Origin of the sequence: Marinifilum sp. D714 (genome assembly GCF_030851345.1) — a bacterium.
GTDB lineage: Bacteria > Bacteroidota > Bacteroidia > Bacteroidales > Marinifilaceae > Marinifilum.
This window is the reverse complement of sequence record NZ_JALPNU010000033.1, coordinates 18,583-36,059: the sequence shown is the minus strand read 5'-3', so window position 1 is coordinate 36,059 and position 17,477 is coordinate 18,583. Positions and strand designations below refer to the sequence as shown.

16 protein-coding genes and 2 tRNA genes are annotated in these 17,477 nt (G+C 33.9%); 4 read left to right on the top strand and 14 right to left on the bottom strand.

The features are described from left to right. Window positions 1-1,695 (top strand): lamin tail domain-containing protein (locus M0051_RS18315; RefSeq protein ID WP_306743012.1); only part of this gene is annotated, 1,695 nt, incomplete at its 5' end. 203 nt (window positions 1,696-1,898) lie between these two features. On the opposite strand, the gene lpxK is transcribed toward M0051_RS18315, so the two are convergent. Together lpxK and sppA are read right to left on the bottom strand one after the other, a co-directional pair. Beyond that, a complete protein-coding gene (gene lpxK / locus M0051_RS18310) occupies window positions 1,899-3,026 on the bottom strand; it encodes a tetraacyldisaccharide 4'-kinase (protein ID WP_306743010.1) in 1,128 nt (375 codons plus the stop codon). 223 nt (window positions 3,027-3,249) lie between these two features. Beyond that, complete coding sequence (gene sppA / locus M0051_RS18305) at window positions 3,250-5,046, bottom strand: signal peptide peptidase SppA (RefSeq protein WP_306743009.1); 1,797 nt, start codon at window positions 5,044-5,046, stop codon at window positions 3,250-3,252. 173 nt (window positions 5,047-5,219) lie between these two features. On the opposite strand from sppA, the gene folK reads away from it, so the two are divergent. Then, window positions 5,220-5,708 carry a 2-amino-4-hydroxy-6-hydroxymethyldihydropteridine diphosphokinase gene (gene folK, locus M0051_RS18300; protein ID WP_306743008.1) on the top strand — a complete coding sequence of 163 codons (489 nt, stop codon included), beginning with the start codon at window positions 5,220-5,222 and terminating at the stop codon, window positions 5,706-5,708. 50 nt (window positions 5,709-5,758) lie between these two features. On the opposite strand, the gene upp is transcribed toward folK, so the two are convergent. From upp to M0051_RS18270, 6 genes are all read right to left on the bottom strand, one after another. After that, complete coding sequence (gene upp, locus M0051_RS18295) at window positions 5,759-6,415, bottom strand: uracil phosphoribosyltransferase (RefSeq protein WP_306743007.1); 657 nt, start codon at window positions 6,413-6,415, stop codon at window positions 5,759-5,761. 95 nt (window positions 6,416-6,510) lie between these two features. Next, window positions 6,511-7,206 (bottom strand): DNA repair protein RadC, encoded by a 696-nt coding sequence (gene radC / locus M0051_RS18290; protein WP_306743006.1) that lies wholly within the window; start codon window positions 7,204-7,206, stop codon window positions 6,511-6,513. Window positions 7,207-7,326: 120 nt separating this feature from the next. Continuing rightward, a complete protein-coding gene (gene rpsT, locus M0051_RS18285) occupies window positions 7,327-7,578 on the bottom strand; it encodes a 30S ribosomal protein S20 (RefSeq protein WP_268190597.1) in 252 nt (83 codons plus the stop codon). 27 nt (window positions 7,579-7,605) lie between these two features. Then, window positions 7,606-7,680, bottom strand: a tRNA-Glu gene (locus M0051_RS18280). Between the two features lie 59 nt (window positions 7,681-7,739). After that, window positions 7,740-7,811, bottom strand: a tRNA-Glu gene (locus M0051_RS18275). Window positions 7,812-8,042: 231 nt separating this feature from the next. After that, entirely contained in the window at window positions 8,043-8,984 is a 942-nt protein-coding gene (locus M0051_RS18270) for a hydrogen peroxide-inducible genes activator (RefSeq protein ID WP_306743005.1), read from the bottom strand. Between the two features lie 488 nt (window positions 8,985-9,472). Between M0051_RS18270 and M0051_RS18265 the strand changes: the two genes are divergently transcribed. Further along, the gene (locus M0051_RS18265; RefSeq protein WP_306743004.1) at window positions 9,473-10,780 is read left to right on the top strand and encodes an acetyl-CoA hydrolase/transferase family protein; all 1,308 of its coding nucleotides are present in this window, start codon (window positions 9,473-9,475) and stop codon (window positions 10,778-10,780) included. 62 nt (window positions 10,781-10,842) lie between these two features. On the opposite strand, the gene M0051_RS18260 is transcribed toward M0051_RS18265, so the two are convergent. Continuing rightward, a complete protein-coding gene (locus M0051_RS18260; RefSeq protein WP_306743003.1) occupies window positions 10,843-13,149 on the bottom strand; it encodes a tetratricopeptide repeat-containing sensor histidine kinase in 2,307 nt (768 codons plus the stop codon). Between the two features lie 80 nt (window positions 13,150-13,229). Beyond that, window positions 13,230-14,594 (bottom strand): UDP-N-acetylmuramate--L-alanine ligase, encoded by a 1,365-nt coding sequence (gene murC, locus M0051_RS18255; RefSeq protein WP_306743002.1) that lies wholly within the window; start codon window positions 14,592-14,594, stop codon window positions 13,230-13,232. Window positions 14,595-14,707: 113 nt separating this feature from the next. Here murC and M0051_RS18250 point away from each other — a divergent pair, with 113 nt between their 5' ends. Beyond that, complete coding sequence (locus M0051_RS18250) at window positions 14,708-15,550, top strand: MBL fold metallo-hydrolase (protein WP_306743001.1); 843 nt, start codon at window positions 14,708-14,710, stop codon at window positions 15,548-15,550. A gap of 27 nt (window positions 15,551-15,577) precedes the next feature. On the opposite strand, the gene M0051_RS18245 is transcribed toward M0051_RS18250, so the two are convergent. The 4 genes from M0051_RS18245 to M0051_RS18230 are packed head-to-tail and all read right to left on the bottom strand — an operon-like array spanning window position 15,578 to window position 17,392. Next, a complete protein-coding gene (locus M0051_RS18245; RefSeq protein WP_306743000.1) occupies window positions 15,578-15,919 on the bottom strand; it encodes a hypothetical protein in 342 nt (113 codons plus the stop codon). Between the two features lie 33 nt (window positions 15,920-15,952). After that, window positions 15,953-16,393: a DUF2752 domain-containing protein gene (locus M0051_RS18240; protein WP_306742999.1), complete on the bottom strand. Its 441-nt coding sequence runs from the start codon at window positions 16,391-16,393 to the stop codon at window positions 15,953-15,955. Beyond that, window positions 16,368-16,844, bottom strand: a complete 477-nt coding sequence (locus M0051_RS18235; RefSeq protein WP_306742997.1) for a DUF4190 domain-containing protein — start codon at window positions 16,842-16,844, stop codon at window positions 16,368-16,370. Before M0051_RS18235 ends, M0051_RS18240 begins: the two co-directional genes overlap by 26 nt. Window positions 16,845-16,882: 38 nt before the next feature. Further along, complete coding sequence (locus tag M0051_RS18230) at window positions 16,883-17,392, bottom strand: thioredoxin family protein (protein ID WP_306742996.1); 510 nt, start codon at window positions 17,390-17,392, stop codon at window positions 16,883-16,885. Window positions 17,393-17,477 lie beyond the last annotated feature (85 nt).

The following is a 17,477-nucleotide window of genomic DNA, read 5'->3' as shown; positions in this document are numbered from 1 at the left end:
GAATGTGGAAATGTTCTCGATACAATTTTGAATTTTGTATACCACGAATTACACGAGCATGATGTTGTCATCAACGAAATCATGGCAGATGAAAGCCCGAGTCAAGGATTGCCAGAGTATGAATACATAGAGCTATACAATACCAAAAGCTATCCAATTTCAGTTGAAGGATGGAAGCTGAAAATTGGGAGCAAAGAGTTGTTGTTTTCTTCGGATACAATTCAAGCAAACTCTTATTTGATTCTCTGTTCTAATGCTGTGGTAGTATTATTTTCTGAATATGGGAATACTTTAGGTTTATCAAACTTTACAGGCTTAACCAATTCTGGAAACAGTGTAAAATTGTTGTCTGCCAAAGAAGAAACAATAGACGAGATTGCCTATTCCGATACCTGGTATCAATCAGAAGAGAAAAGTAATGGTGGTTGGAGTTTAGAGCGAATTGATCCAATGAATTTTGCCTGGCAAGCACCCAATTGGAAAGCATCTAATGCTACTGATGGCGGAACGCCAGGTAAACAAAATTCTGTATTTGCAGAGAATAAAGATCAGATTTTACCACAAATTAAGGATATAGAAGTTTTGAATTCAAATACGGTGCGAATAACTTATTCAGAACCTATGCAAGAGGCAGAAGTGCTTCAAAAATCCAATTATAAATTGGTACAAGAGGAAAATCTTATACTAGAGATTTGCAAACTTGAAGAAGCTAAAACGATAATTGAAATTGTTTTTAAAGAACATTTGCTTGAGAATGCAGAATTTAAATTAGAGATTTCTAAAAATGTGACAGATTTAGCTGGTAATCCACTCAAAGATAATCAGGTGGAATTTTGGGTGCCTTCTCAAATTCATAAACAAGATATTGTAATTAATGAGATCTTGTTTAATCCATTGGCAGGAGGTTCAGACTATGTAGAGCTGTACAATCGCACTCAAAATATTTACGATTTATCCCAACTGTATATCGGTAAAAAAGATGAGAATTATTTGCTAACAGATAGTGTGAAGTTGTCTAGGAAACAGATTCTCCTGCATCCTGAATCGTATTGTTTATTTACCGCTGATTCGTCCAATGTTGCAGAAAATTATTTTACTTCAAATACTTCAGTTTTCCACCAAGTGGATTTACCAAATTATCCTGATAAAAATGGAAGGATTATTTTGTATACAAAAGGTGAGCTTATTGATGATCTGGAGTACCGTGAGGATATGCATTTTGAATTGTTGGCAAGTAAAGAAGGTGTTGCATTAGAGCGTGTAAACCCTGAGGAAGAAACCAATTTAATTTCCAATTGGCAATCGGCGGCACAAAGCATAGGCTTTGGAACGCCTGGTATGAATAACTCTGTTTATAGTGATATAGAGGAATCAGCAGAGGAGGTAAGTTTGTCATCAAAAATCTTTTCTCCAGATAATGATGGAATTGAGGATCGTTTGTACATCAATTTTAATTTAAAAGATGATGGATTTGTAGCGAATATCAGAATATACAATTCATTGGGAAAGGAAATCAGGAAGCTTGCCAGTAATTTGTATTTGGGAACTGATGATAGCGTCTATTGGGATGGATTGAATTCTAAAAAGGAAAGGTTGCCTATAGGAATTTACCTTGTTTATATCGAAATGTTTAATCCGGATGGCCACATGAAAACCTATAAGAAGACTTGTGTAATTGGAGGGAAATTGAAATAAAATATTGAAATTATATTCAGTAAAAAAAAGAAACTTAATGCTTGATTATTTATGTTTGATTTTGTAACTTGATGAAGCATAGAGCATTTAAAAAGAAAGCTCTTGTTTTGGCATAAGCCAAAATGCTTTTGCATTAGCTGTTAATTAATGTAGTGGTTAATAAATGGTAGAGTAAAGGGGAATGTTTTAATTCCCCTTTTATTTTATATTGAATCTGTTTCGATATTATGCAGGTTGCTTGAGCGCTTATTTTTCTTGACGTAGTTTAAAATCTGATTGTCGAATTTTGACTTGTCTTCATTCAAAAACTTAATGCATAAAGGAACAAAGAACAGGTGTTTTTTAATACTTTCTTGTTTGATTTCCATATCAAAAATACGAGTAGCATCCTTTTCTGTGGTAATAATGATTTTATTATCGCCAGGCAGTTCATTAAACTTCTTCTCAATAGCTTGAATATCCTTCTGATTAAACGCATGATGATCTGGAAAGTGCAATTCTTCAATTGTATTCGAAAAACCATCTAAATATTCTCGCAAAGGTTTTGGGTTTGCAATTCCAGTTACCAAAAGGATGGAAAAGCTTTCCTTGTTCCAATCTTCATCCCCAATTTTTACCGCATTTTTGCTAAATACAGGTTGAAGATTTCCATAATCTAAGCATGTAAAATATAGTTGTTGATATGGCAATATCTTCAGTTCTTTCACAATGATTCTTCTCTCAATTGGAGTCATGTTAGTAGGAGTCTTGCTCACAATAATGATATTTGCTCTTGATCTTTCTTCTGCACTTTCTCTCAAACGCCCATACGGCATTATAAAGTCGCGAGTAATTGGTCTGTTGTAGTCAATTAGAAGAATGGACAAGCCAGGTTTTATGTACCTGTGCTGGTAGGCATCATCCAGTAGAATCGCGCTTAAATCATTACCATGTTCACTTTTAAGCAGATTTTTTACTCCATTAACCCTTTTGCTATCAACCGAAACCAGTATGTCAGGAAACTTGCGTTTGATTTGCATAGGCTCATCACCTATCAAATTTGCAGTGGAATTTTCATCAGAAAGAATAAAACCTTTGCTTTTTCTTTTGTATCCTCGACTTAGGGTAGCAAGCTTGTAATCATCTTTTAAAAGAGTGATAAGGTATTCTATATGAGGGGTTTTGCCAGTGCCTCCAACGGTGATATTACCAACCGAAATAATTGGAATTTTGAATTCTGTACTACTAAGTATATTTAAATCGAAGAGCATATTGCGCATGGTTACAATTAATCCGTAAAGTAAACTAAATGGGAGTAGTAAAACTTTAAAAAAACGCGGTAATACTTTCATCGATTATATTTTTAATCAGGTGTTTAGAAACAACTCACTAGAGATTGACTTTTAAATAGCAACAATTAATTTCATATTAAATTTACAGAAATATTTGTTAGCATTTATAAGGAAATAAATATGACAATAATTTTTTATTTAGTTGATAAAAATATAGGGAATCCTGAAATAAAAAAAAATCCTCAATTTCTTGAGGATTTTTAATGTGAAAAATTAATAAAATTTAGTTCAGTTCTATTTCGTATGGCAAACGAGCCTGAATGCCACCTAAATCAATAATGCTTTGAGCTTGATTGTAATATCTGTAAGTATCACCTAACTCAAATTTTAAAAATCTGGTTTTAGCTTCACCAGTAATATCCTTTATTAATTCCTGAATAGGATCTTTTTGTTTAGGAAGAGAAACAATTCTATAGTCATCTTCTAAGCCTGCTTTTTCTTTTGCAATCTCAATCGCGGTTTCTAAACCTCCTAAAACATCAACTAAGCCATTTTCTTTTGCATCAACAGCACTCCAAACTCTTCCTTGTGCCACTTCATGAATCTCTTCTTTCGAGCGATTTCTACCATCTGCAACCCTTGTTAGGAATGTATCATACCCTTCGTTAATGATATCCTGAAGAATTTCTTTTTCAGTTTTTGTGAACTTTCTTGAGGAAACAGGAACAACCATTAATGGATAGCCTCCACCAAATGCAGAATGTTTGTTGGTGCCATAAGAATCGGTTGTGAAACCAATTTTATTTTTAATCAATTCTTCACCTGAGAAGAATAAACCATAGATACCAATTGATCCGGTAATGGTATTTTTATCAGCAACAATTGTATCTGCAGGACAAGCAATATAATAACCACCAGATGCAGCAACATTACCCATTGAAGCGATAACTGGCTTTTCTTGAGATGCCAACTCTACTTCTCTCCAAATAATATCAGAAACCAAAGCACTACCACCTGGTGAGTTTACACGCAATACAATGGCTTTAATGGTAGAATCTCTTCTCGCTTTACGGATTGTGTTCGCCAATTCAGGACCAATTGCTGTTTCGCTTTGCTCATTTCCAATGGCACCTGAAGCATAAACTACTGCAATTTTATTTTTTGAGTATTTAAAATCAGCATCAGGAGATTTTGCATAATCAGAAATACTAATTTTTCTAAGTTTTTTGTCTTCTTTAATGTCAGTAAGCTTTCTAAGGATGTCATTCATTTCATCCTGATAGATCACACCATCAATCAAATTGTGTTTTTTAGCATCAGCTGCCTTTTTAATGGCAAATGCATCAATCAGTTCATTTAATCTATCAACAGAAACTCCTCTTTCTTCCGAAATTCCTTTTAAAATCTGGTTCCAAATATCACCAACATAAGCCATGGTTTGCTCACGACTTTCGTCACTCATATCATCTCTGAAAAACTGTTCTGTTGCCGATTTGTATTTACCAACTCTGATTACCTGAGCTTCTACACCAATGTTCTTTAGGAATTTTTTGTAAAAAGTTCTTTCTCCACCCATACCAAGAAGCAATATCATTGCTTCAGGATTTAAATAAATGCTATCCGAGACAGAGGTTAGGTAATAAGCTTTTTGCGAGTAACCAAAATTATTGTAGCTCACAATAAATTTACCTGTTTCTTTAAATTCTTTAAGCTTGTTTCTGATTTCTTCGATAGAGGCGATCCCACCAAAATTGGCTGAAACATCACTAACATTTAAATAGATACCTTTGATTTTTTCATCGGTTTTAGCCTTCTCGATACTTTCTAAAATGGTTGTTAAACCGATGCTTGAGCTTCCGGTTCCTGGTAAATCCAATTCATCAAAAGGATTATCTGCACCTCTATCAGCAAGCGATTTGTTTAGTTTAATTTCTAAGACACTTTTGTTTTTAACTGTTACTGCTTTATCAGCACTTGATGCGATACCAGCTATAATCATGATACCCAAAAACAAAAGAAGAAATCCACCTACAATAACTCCTAATATGGAGGCAAATGTAAATTTAAAGAAGCTTTTCATATTGATTTTCTTTTAATTGATTATTCTAATTTATAAGATGCTGATTTATGTAAATCCGCAGTATAACAAATATATCTATTTAAACTGACAGAAGTTTGAAACGTTGATTATTTTCGATGTATATTTTGTTTCGAAAGATTTCTTTGTTTCTTTTACCGATCAAATTAAAAGAGATGGCAATAGTATACTTCTTAATAGGTGGAAATTTAGGTGATAGAGAGCAGATTCTGCAAAGTACAGTTGAAGCTTTGGGAAATGATGTTGGAAAAGTTCTGAAAATTTCGGCCATCTATGAGACCGAACCATGGGGGTTCGAACATGAGCAGAGTTTTCTAAATCAGGTAGTGGTGGTAGAAAGCAATTTATTACCCGAGGCAGTACTTGATCAGACTCAGAAAATTGAGAAAAATCTTGGTCGCGTTCGAAAGAAAAATCGCTATAGCGAGAGAACCATTGATGTGGACATTTTGTTTTACGATGATTTAATTATCGATACAGAAAGGTTGGAAGTGCCACATCCAAGAATGGGAGAGAGGATGTTTGCTTTGGCTCCTTTAGCTGAAATTGCACCTAATTTTATTCATCCAGTAATGGATAAGAGTATCTTGGAAATGAAAAATTCTTGTCCTGATACATCAGAGGTTAGTGTTTTCAAGGCATAAAAAAAGGACTGTTATAAAAACAGTCCTTGAAATATTATCGAAAATATTGATTATCCTAGTTTAGCACCAAAAGCCAAATCACCTGCATCACCACAACCAGGAACGATATACGATTTGGTGTTTAGTTCAGCATCAACAACTCCATTCCAAATGGTAGTGTTTTCTGCTGGTAAATTGTTCTTAATCAGATCAACACCTTCTTGACTTGCAATTACAGAAACAATGTGTACATGTTTAGGAGTACCTTTGGTTAGCATTGCTTTGTATGCCAACTCCATAGATGATCCTGTTGCCAACATTGGATCGGCAAGAATTACCACTTTTCCATCGATAGAAGGAGATGAAATGTACTCGAAATTAATTTTGAATTTTCCATCTTCGGTGTGCTTGCGATATGCAGAAATAAAAGCATTTTCTGATCTATCGAAATAATTTAATAAACCATTGTGCAATGGAAGACCTGCTCTTAATATCGAAGCCACAACAACTTCATCCTTCGGAAGAGAAGCAATTGCAGTACCAAGTGGAGTTTCCACTGATTGATCTGCAAAATCTAAAGTTTTACTGATTTCGTAAGCGTATATCTCACCAACTCTTTCAAGGTTTCTTCTAAAGCGAAGAGGATCGTTTTGAATGTTAACGTCTCGGATTTCAGCTATAAATCGGTTAAAAAGGGAGTTGTTTTCTCCTAATGTATGGATCACCATGTTTTATTATTTAAAAATTAGCTGAGCGCAAATATAGCCATATTTCAATAATATTAAAGAAGGAAAAGGAGGAAAAACTCGTAATCTAATTCATTCTAAATTAGTGCTTCATCGGCAAAACTATAGTAATCGTTTTCGCCAATTATTATATGATCTAATATCTCGATATTCATCAGTTTAGCAGCATCTTTCGATTTGGTTGTAATGTCTTTATCAGCTGTCGAAGGAGCCAAATTTCCAGATGGATGATTGTGACAAAGAATAAGATTAACAGCCTCGAGTTGTAAAGCCTCTTTAAGAACTAATCTGATATCGAAAACCGTGCCTGTAATTCCTCCGGAAGAAACGTTTTTGATTTCAATTACTTTATTGGCTCTGTTCATAAATAACACCCAAAACTCTTCGTGTCCGATATTCTCTACAAGTGGGAATAAAATTTCGAAAGCATCTCGACTACAAGTGACTTTTTCTTTTTGTTTGCTCTGAAATGCTTTTTGCCTGCGACCAATCTCCAGTGCTGAAATGATACCAATGGCTTTTGCTTCTCCAATTCCTTTGATCTTCATTAAATCATGAATGGATTTTTTTGCAAGGATGTTAAGATCATTATTGCAATGGGAGAGTATGGATTTGGAAAGTTCGACAGCGGATTGATTGCGATTTCCACTGCCAATTATAATGGCTAAAAGTTCTGCTGTAGATAAACTTTTAACTCCCTTATACATTAATTTTTCTCTGGGGCGATCTTCAAGGGCCCAGTCTTTAATGCTTAGTTTATTATAATCATCCATGGTTTGTTGTGTAAATACTTAACTAAAGTTATGAATTTACATAAACAAAATCAATGAGAAATATGTGTATACACAAAAAGGGTTCTCGTTGAGAACCCTTTATAACAGAGTTATAGTGTCTTACAGCTTGTTAACGTGTGAAGCTAATTTAGATTTCAAGTTAGCAGCTTTGTTTTTATGAATTACATTAATCTTTGCAAGTTTATCCAACATTGCATTTACCTTTGGAAGTAATTCATTAGCAGCTTCCTTATCTGAAGTAGCACGTAACTTTCTTACAGCATTTCTTGCAGTCTTCGCGTAATACTTATTGTGTACTCTTCTCTTCTCAGACTGTCTGATTCTTTTAATTGCAGATTGATGATTTGCCATCTCTTAAAGTTATCTAAATTATTATCTTGGTAGTCCGTACGGGAATCGAACCCGTGTTACCAGAATGAAAATCTGGCGTCCTAACCCCTAGACGAACGGACCATTGGTTTATTAATGCGCAGCAAAGATAAATTAAAATTTAATCGCTGCAAAATTCTTAGTAGTCCGTACGGGAATCGAACCCGTGTTACCAGAATGAAAATCTGGCGTCCTAACCCCTAGACGAACGGACCGTCTAATTTTTCAGAGCTGCAAAGGTAAGTTATTTTTTTAAAACTGCAAACACTTTGCGAAAAAAACTCTTTTTTTTGCTTCAGGAATGTTGAAGCGTTAGCCCCTTGTTTTTTCCTTTTGCGCTGCAAAGAAAGAGATAATTCTTTATTCCTGCAAAACTTTTTTTGAAAAAAAATCACACTTTTTTTTACCAAAGAAACTAACTGCTTCGTTATAAGCTAAAAATAAATTTAGCGCCATTCAACAATTGTTCCTCTATCGCTATTTAAAAAGTTATTTGGGATGATGTTTTTGATTTGATCAGCCAATAAATCCAACAATCTATTTTTTGTGTAGTGACGAGAATAAACCAAACTAACCTCTCTTAAAGGGTGAATGTTTGTGAATTTTTTTACCTGTTTAAGTTTTTCGTCGGGCATATATTGAGTAGCCAATTCAGGAATTAGAGTGAATCCTCCTTCACGATCTACAATTTTCATTAATGTTTCAAGAGAATTACTTTCAAATTCGAATGGCAATTCCTGATGTTGCAAATCATGCATCTCACAAAGATTGATTACTTGGTTTCTGAAACAGTGTCCATCACTAAGCATCCATATTTCTGGAGTAGCAATATCTTTTACCTCAACAATAGGTTGTTTTAGTAGTGGATGATCTTTGTGTGCGTAAATCATCATTTCTTCATAGAAAAGATGTCTTTCTCGAATTTTATCATCTTTTGCAGGTGTAACAAAAATACCAACATCAATTTTATCTTTTTTAAGGCTTTTTACAATTTCTTCGGAAACCATTTCTTCCACCTCAACTTTAATTGCTGGATATTTTCTGATATAATCACCAATAAACATTGGAAGAAGAAAAGGAGCTAATGTTGGAATAATTCCAATTTTCAAATTTCCCTCTATGGTGTTCTTATGGTCTTTTATGATTTCATCAACTTTTTTGGTTTCGCTAAGAATGATTCTTGCTTGTTCAATAATATCAAGGCCAACGTCGGTTGGAATAATTGGCTGTTTGCTTCTGTCAAATATGGTAACATCCAAATACTCTTCCAATTTTTTAATCTGCATACTTAAGGTTGGCTGAGTGATAAAACATTTTTCGGCAGCTGTTGCAAAGTGGCGGTAGGTGTCAACAGCTACGATATATTCAAGTTGTGTAATGGTGATCATTAGTTTGTTGTTTTTTTAAATTCTTTCAAATATAAACATTATCTATAACACTATAAACAATATTGATTTGCTTGATGTGTAATTGCTTCGTATATTTGATATAGAAAACAAGGAAAACTATTTTTCACAAGTACTTACAACAAAAATAGTATACCTTATTAATAGGGTTAGTAAAAATAATAGTTTGATAGTTTTTGTTATTTAAGTTTTATTAGATGTTTGGGTTTTGCAGCCGGGAGTTTGGGTCTCCCGGCTTCTTTATTTTATATAGGCCTGTTTTAAGCTCCTTCCTTTGTTATATAGATTATAAAGTTATTTGCTAAAATGATATTTCTTTTGATCTAAATCGCAAAGTCTTAATTATGAATCGATAATGAAGATATGTTGTGTAGCACTAATGCTGAATAGCAGAAATTGCACTTAAAAAATATACTACTTTAGTCGGCGAATTAGAAATTTATAAACATCAATATAAAAACCGATTAGAGATGCATAAAGAGATTAAGACAGTTTCTTTTGAAGAAGCAGCAAAGGTAATTAAGTCTGGAGATAGAGTGCACTTACACTCAGTGGCGTTGACACCTCATAAATTTATTAACGCAATGTGTGATCGCGGTCGTAATGGTGAAATTTACGATGTAACCATTCAGCATATTCACACAGAAGGACCAGCTCCTTATGCTGATCCTGAATTTGAAGGAATTTTTAATCTTGAGTCATTATTTGTTGGGGCTAATGTAAGAAAGCAAACGCAAGCTGGTTATGCAGATTATATTCCTGTATTCTTAGGAGAAACTCAGCAATTGATTCGTGAAGGAGTTTTAAATGTAAATGTTGCAGTTGTACAGGTAAGTACTCCTGATAAGCATGGTTATGTATCTTTAGGTACTTCTGTTGAGGCAAGTAAAGCTGCAGTTGAAGAAGCTGATACTGTTGTTGCAATCATCAATCCTAATGTACCTCGTGCTTTTGGTGATGCAATGATGCCATTATCAAACTTTGATATCTTCTGTGAAGATAACTCTCCACTTATCGAGCACCACAATGCTCCATTGTCAGAAATGGATATTGCAATTGGTAAAAATGTTGCAGAATTGATTCCTGATGGAGCTTGTTTGCAAATGGGTATTGGTGGTATTCCAAATGCAGTTTTAGCACAGTTGGGAAATCACAAGGACCTTGGTGTGCACACTGAGATGTTTGCTGATGGTCTTCTTCCATTGGTAGAAAGCGGTGTTGTTAATGGTAGAAACAAGAAATTAGATCCAGGTAAAATTGTTGCAGGTTTCTTGATGGGAACAAAAGAACTTTATGATTTCGTTGATGATAACCCGGGAGTTTTAATGATGGATGTTGCTTATACTAATGGTGTTGGTATTATTAAGCAAAACCCAAAAGTATGTGCTATCAACTCTGCATTATCTATTGATATTACTGGTCAGGTTTGTGCAGACTCAATCGGAACTAAGCACTATTCAGGTGTAGGTGGTCAGATTGACTTTACTCGTGGTGCTGCAGCTTCTGAAGGAGGTGTGCCTATTATTGCAATGCCTTCTGTTACTGGTAAAGGTGTATCTAAAATTACACCAACCTTATTAACGGGATCAGGTGTAGTAACTACTCGTAACAACATGAGATGGTTTGTAACTGAGCACGGTGCAGTGAACTTGTTTGGTAAGTCACTTCAGCAAAGAGCTAAAGCAATTATCTCTGTTGCTCATCCAGACTTTAGAGAAGAACTTGATAAGGCTGCATTCGAAAGATTCGGAAGCCACTATCATTTCGTACGTAAGTAAAACTTGCTTAATAATTAGCAGTTCATGACATATGAAGAGGCATCCATTCGGATGCCTCTTTTTTATGCATTTGATTTTGGCATGGATTCCAAAATTTTCTCTGATTTGGGAATCGTGATATAAAAACTACTTCCTTTTCCTTCTTCACTCTCAGCCCAGATTTTACCTCCATTTTTTTCTACATACTCCTTGCAAAGCAATAGCCCGATTCCAGCTCCTTTTTCCTGGGCAGTACCAAGCGCAAGGTAATTATTATCTAATCTGAATATCTTATTAAGGTTTGATTTGCTCATGCCAACTCCTTCGTCTGATATTTCTATCTCAACAAGATATTTTTTTTCTCGTGCTGAAAGAGTGATTTTTCCCTCTGAATAGGAGAATTTAATGGCATTTGAAATTAGATTCTTAAAAACTTCTGATATGGCTGCAGAATCAGCATAAACCATAGAAGTATTGTCCATATTAAAAATGAACTTCAGATTCTTTTCAATAATTGGACCAGATAGTTTTTGAAGAATACCATTAATAGATTCTCTAATATTAAAATACTTTGGAGAAAATGTAGTTTTGCCTGCTTGCGAAGCAGACCACAGTAAAATATTTTCGACCAATTCATTGGTGTGAGCAGATAAATCGCGAATTCCAATGGCCAAGGACTTTTGGTATTCAATATCGTTCTCATCAAAACTTTCAATAAGTTTTGTGCTGATATTTTTCAGGTCAATAAATGGATCGCGCAAATCAGTCGATATAATATTAAAAATTTTATCCTTGGTTAGGTTCAAATCACGCAAAATAATATCTGATTCCTTTAATCGTGAATTGATTTCTTCCAGCTCCCTGTTTTTCTCAGTAAGGGCAGCGGTTGTCTCTTTTCTTAATTTGATATTTTTATTGGTAATGTAACCAATAATTCCTGCGAAAATAATCAGGACAATAAAAAGGTAAATCAGAATGGCTTGCATTCTGTTGTATTCCTTCAGCCCTTTAATTTCTTCTTTGTTTTTAGAGATTTCATATTTTGCTTCAAATTCACTGATTCTATCCTTGTCGTATTGATCCACAATGCTGTCATACTGAGTGTTTGAATAATTGCGATAATACTCTAATGCTTTTTTGTAGTTGCCTTTATTTGAATAGTATTCGAATAGATTTTCGGAAGTTACCTTTTGTAAGTTTCGGTCCTTAGAATAATTGGCATTTTCGTATGCCGATTCTAAATACTGCAAAGCATCATCGCTCTTATAGTAATCCATTAAAATTTCGCCTATGTTATTTGATGAATATGCAATTCCTTTAGCATTTCCTAATTTCTCATGAAGGTTAAGTGCAATTTTATGGTATTCCTGACTTTTATCGAAATTGTTATAGCTGCTGTATAAATTTCCGATTAGTGAATATACATTGGCTTGTGCTTTCAGGTCACCTGTCTCATTGTATATTTTAAGCGATTCATTATAGTGTTTTAACGAAAAATCAAGTTCATTTAAATCTTTGTAAACTGTTCCTATATTTTTTAAGGTGGCTGCAGTATAACGCTTGTTGCCAATTTCCCGTCTGATTTTTAGAGCTCGGTTGTAAAAATTAAGTGATTCATTAAAATTGTTCAGCCTCCAGTAAATACCACCAATGTCATTCAAGGTATAGGCAATAAGAGATTTATCACCAAGTTCCTCACGAAGTGTCAGAGCCTTTTTGTAATAATCCAATGCCTTGTTGTACTTGTTTAAATTTTTATAGACATTACCTAGATTATTCAATGATGAGGAAATATCAGATTTATCGCCAAGTTTGGATCTGATTTCCAAAGATTTTAAATAATACTCCAATGCGTTGGCATAATCTTTATCTAGCCAATACACACTACCAATATTGTTTAAGGTATAAGCAACTTCCTTTTCTGATCCCTCCTTCTGTCTAATTTTCAGCGATTGATTGAAATATTCCAGAGCTTTCTGATGTTTGTTCAGAATTTTATGAATCTCTCCAATATTATTGTACGAAGCTGATACGGCCAATACATCGGATGTGTTCTTGCGAATTTCCAATGCCTGCAAATGACAATCTAAAGCCCTTCTGAAATTATTAACTTTTCGATACAGATTTCCCAAATCATACAAAGCCGTTGCGTGATTTGCTGGAGTATCCGAGGATAAAACAACCACTTCCTTTAGGTAATCAATACTTTTGTCAATATTTACATCCAAATAGAGCTTTGATAACTCTCGCAACAATGCTATGCGTTTCTCACCTTCCGCTTTAGGCAATAATTCTTCCGCTTCCTGTATTTGATTTTGAGCATGCAAATTCACAAAAGCAAATGAAAGTAAAACTGAAAATAGAATGGTAAACCTGTGTAAAGCAGACATGGTATTAAAGCTGTTTAATCTGATTTATACTAAAAATAGTATTATTTTACTGACAGGCAAAACAATATGGATGTATTGATTCAGCTTTTATTGACAATTCTTTCTGCTAGTGCAGACAAGTTAACTCCTGAGAAATTTCCAGAACTCATCAAAAGAACATTGGTATTCTTGAAATCATGGTCTAATAAATCACTAATAACCAAATCGGAATCGGTGTAAACAGTTACATTATTCCCTCCAAAAGCTTCCGCTACCTGTTCCTTTGTTATAGGCTCAAGCTTTTTGTGTTCAACCGTTTTTGGATTAAAATACACAATGGCTTTATCAGCCAAACTCATGGTGTTTTTGTAGTGTGGAAGAAACTCTTTTTTCAAGCTACTAAACGTGTGTAATTCCATGCAAGCAATTAATTTACGATTGGAAAACTGTTTTTTTACAGCTTCGGTAGTGGCTTTTAATTTGGATGGAGAGTGTGCAAAATCTTGAAAAACTGTGCATGAATTATTTTCTGAAAGCTTTTGTAAACGCTTGGCTGCTCCAGAAAAATTTTGAATGGAATTGTAAAACTGCTTGTCGCTTAATCCAGCTTTTTTACATATATGATAGGCTCCCATAAGGTTTTGAAGGTTGTGTTCTCCAAAAATTTCCAAAGGAACATTTCCGTTGTTTGTTTTAAGAATACTGCAGTTATCAACCACTTCGAAGGGGTGTGAATTGTATGGAATGTATTCGATGCCTTCTTTTTTCTTTTCAACAATTTTAGCAATGTGTTCATCACCATCAAAATAGATTAAAGAACCATTCTCTTGAATCATCTGTGTGAAAATTTCGAATTGTTCCACATAGTTCTCGAAAGTTGGAAATACATTAATATGATCCCAGGCAATTCCAGTTAGGAGTGCAATGTCAGGATGATACAAATGAAATTTTGGCCTGCGATCGATAGGAGAAGAAAGATATTCATCCCCTTCAAAAATGGCAATTTTAGCATCTCTGCTTAATTTAACCATGGTTTCAAATCCTTCAATCTGTGCACCTACCATGTAATCAAAGTCGATATTATTATCTTTCAAAACATGCATTACCATCGAGGTTGTTGTGGTTTTTCCATGACTACCACCAATTACAATTCTGGTTTTGTTTTTAGTCTGTTCGTAAATGTATTCAGGGTAAGAATAAATTTTCAATCCAAGTTCTTGTGCTTTTAACAATTCAGGATTGTCAATTCTTGCATGCATACCAAGAATTATCGCATCAATATCAGTGCTAAGATTTTCTGGAAACCAACCCCATTCTTTAGGCAGGATTTCATATTTCTCCAATCTTGATTTTGAAGGGTCAAAAATTTCATCATCGGAACCAGTAATTTCAAATCCTTTTTTATGTAATGCGATTGCTAAATTGTGCATGGCGCTTCCACCAATTGCTATAAAGTGAACTTTCATTGATAATCTTTTATAAAATTGTATTTTTGAACCGCAATAAGTAAGAGTACTTTAACATGATTTAAGCCTTTCTTTTGCGAAAATTAAAGATACTAGAATAAAACAATATTATCATGGAAATATACAATATAGAAACAGGAAATTTTATGTGCGATGGTGGAGCAATGTTTAGTGTTGTTCCCAAAGTAATGTGGAGTAGAAAATATCCATCGAACGAAGACAATTATTGTAATTGTGCCATGAGAAGCATGCTTGTTGTTGATGGCGAAAGAAAGATATTGATTGATAATGGAACAGGTGACAAGCAAAGTGAAGAATTTTTCAAGCATCAACATCTAAATGGTGATGCCAATATGTTGGATTCTTTAAAAAGTGCAGGATTCTCAGCTGATGATATAACAGATGTTGTTTTTACCCATTTGCATTTCGATCATTGTGGAGGGGCGGTAAAATGGAATTCTGATAAGACAGGATATGAGCTGGTATTTAAAAATGCTCAACATTGGGTTAGTAAACAGCAATGGGAGAATTATTTAAATCCTAATATTCGCGAGAGTGACGCATTTTTTGATGAAAATATAATGCCGATAAAGGAAGCGGGTAAGTTGAACTTGGTAGAGAATGAAGGCGAATTATTTCCAAATTTTAAAGTGAAAATTTTTGAAGGTCACACACCTGGATTAATGATTCCGGTAATCAATTTTAATGGTCAGGAAGTGGTTTTTGCTGGAGATTTTATACCTACAGCAGCGAATGTGCCAGTAAAATGGTTGGCTAGTTACGATCTAAATCCAACAGCATCATTAGCCGAAAAACAAGAATTTCTTGCAGAAGCTGTGGAAAAAAATGCCATTTTGTTTTTTCAACATGATATTACTACTGAATGTTGCAGTATTATAAAAACAGACAGAGGCGTTAAGGTTGATAAGTGTTTTTCTCTCTCGGATATAAAATAAATTTATACTATAAAATTAAAGCTTGCATTATGATGCAAGCTTTAATTCTGTATTGTAGTCTTGATAACGACTTAATGCATTTTCAATATTATCAATTCTTTGAAATATTGTTTTCTTAGGACCGAAATCAGTATAGTTTGAATCCAGATAATTCAAGTGGTATTCTACCAATCTGATTTGCGTGGAGAGGCTTGAGGTCAAAAACTTCTTTTTCAGATCAATATGATTTATTCCATTTTGATCTAACAATTGCTCTACTATTACACCAGCCTTAACTATTCTTTTTGATAGGTTATTTTCGTTCTGAACATGTAAGGCCATAATACCTGTTAGTAGAGACAAACATAAACTAACTAGTAAAAATGACATATCGCAAAAAGTTTAATAAATATTAATCTTTATTCAATTTACGATAAAATTTTTAAATAGTTCAAGTGTGAAAATAATCAAAGGTTTGAAAACCAGTAAAAAGACTAATGTGGATAAAGCGATATCAGCTAAAATATAGATGTTAATCAAAGAAAATGTTTTCTTTATCAAGAAAAAGGTAAGTATTCTAAAAATCAACTGAAAAGCAAAAAATAAAAAGATTTGGATACTGTAGGGATTAAGTTCTTTTGCTGATTTAACATCACCTTGAGTAAGAGCGGAAAAGCTACGAGATAGGCCAGATGAAGGACTATCTTTACCTGTTACCTGAGAAAATACAGATGGTATTGGATGACTTACTTTGGGATGAGAGTAAACAGCCGAATAAATAAATATACCAGCTATTATTGATGCAAAAATTAAGTTGATTATTTGATAGCTAGTTAGGCTATTCTTGTTTTTTATTGGTTTCAATTTCTACCTTAATTTTCATTTCAAGGCTATCAACCTCACTGGTGATTGAGTCGATATTTATTTCCTCAAGTTGTTGTTCCAATTCTTCTAAAGCTTCTTGTAAATCCGGATTATAAACAGATTCTTCGATTACTTCTTCAATTACCTCTTCAACAAATCCTTCAATCTCATCTTCGTTCATACTGGCAACTCCAACAAAGAAGAACAACCATAATGATGCAACTAAAACACCTAAAAACGATACAATCAATGCACCAATATTTAAACCAATTGCTCCATTATCTCTATTTGCTTTGCTTAGTCCTATAATACTTAGAATTATGGCAATAACTCCAGGAACAAAGGCTATAAAACCAATGCAAGGAATAAATCCAATAAAAAGAGTTAAAATACCCAGAACCAAAGCAATGATTCCTAAGGTTTGTCCAGAGTTAGAGCGTACTTGTTCCATTTTAGATTGATGATTGTTATTTAGATATTGCTAATATACTAATTTTTCGAAAGGATTTTTAAAAGGTCTTTCTCAAGACTTTGATTGGGTGTTTCGATGATTCTTCCAATTTCTTCATTGTTTCGATAAATGATTGCAGTTGGCACTCTGCTTACATGATTCACTTTTGCATTGTAGTCGGGAGATTCTTTCTTTGTATCTAAGGCATTCATATTTAGATTTTCAAATGGGAATCTTATTTCATCAAGAATTTTTATAAAACGAGGAACTTCGCGATGTGAATCATGACACCATGATCCTAGAATTAAATCTATTCTAATTTTTTCAAAAGATTGTTTTCTCAGTTTTTTAATAATCCCATTTTTAGCTTTGTATTTCTTGTATTCAGGCCCATACCAATCTTTACAGATATCTAACTCAAAAGCTTCGAGTGTAACTCTTCCATACAAAACATGTTTTTTTAGGCGAGTATCTTCTATGGTTTTATTTTGAGCAGCTGCAGTCAAATTGATTCCGACAAAAAGGAAAAACAAAAGAGATTTAATCATGATACTTAAATTTGGATAAAAAAAAGACAGGAAGTAAAACTCCCTGTCTTTAAATATAGTGATAATCTTATACCATTCATATAAA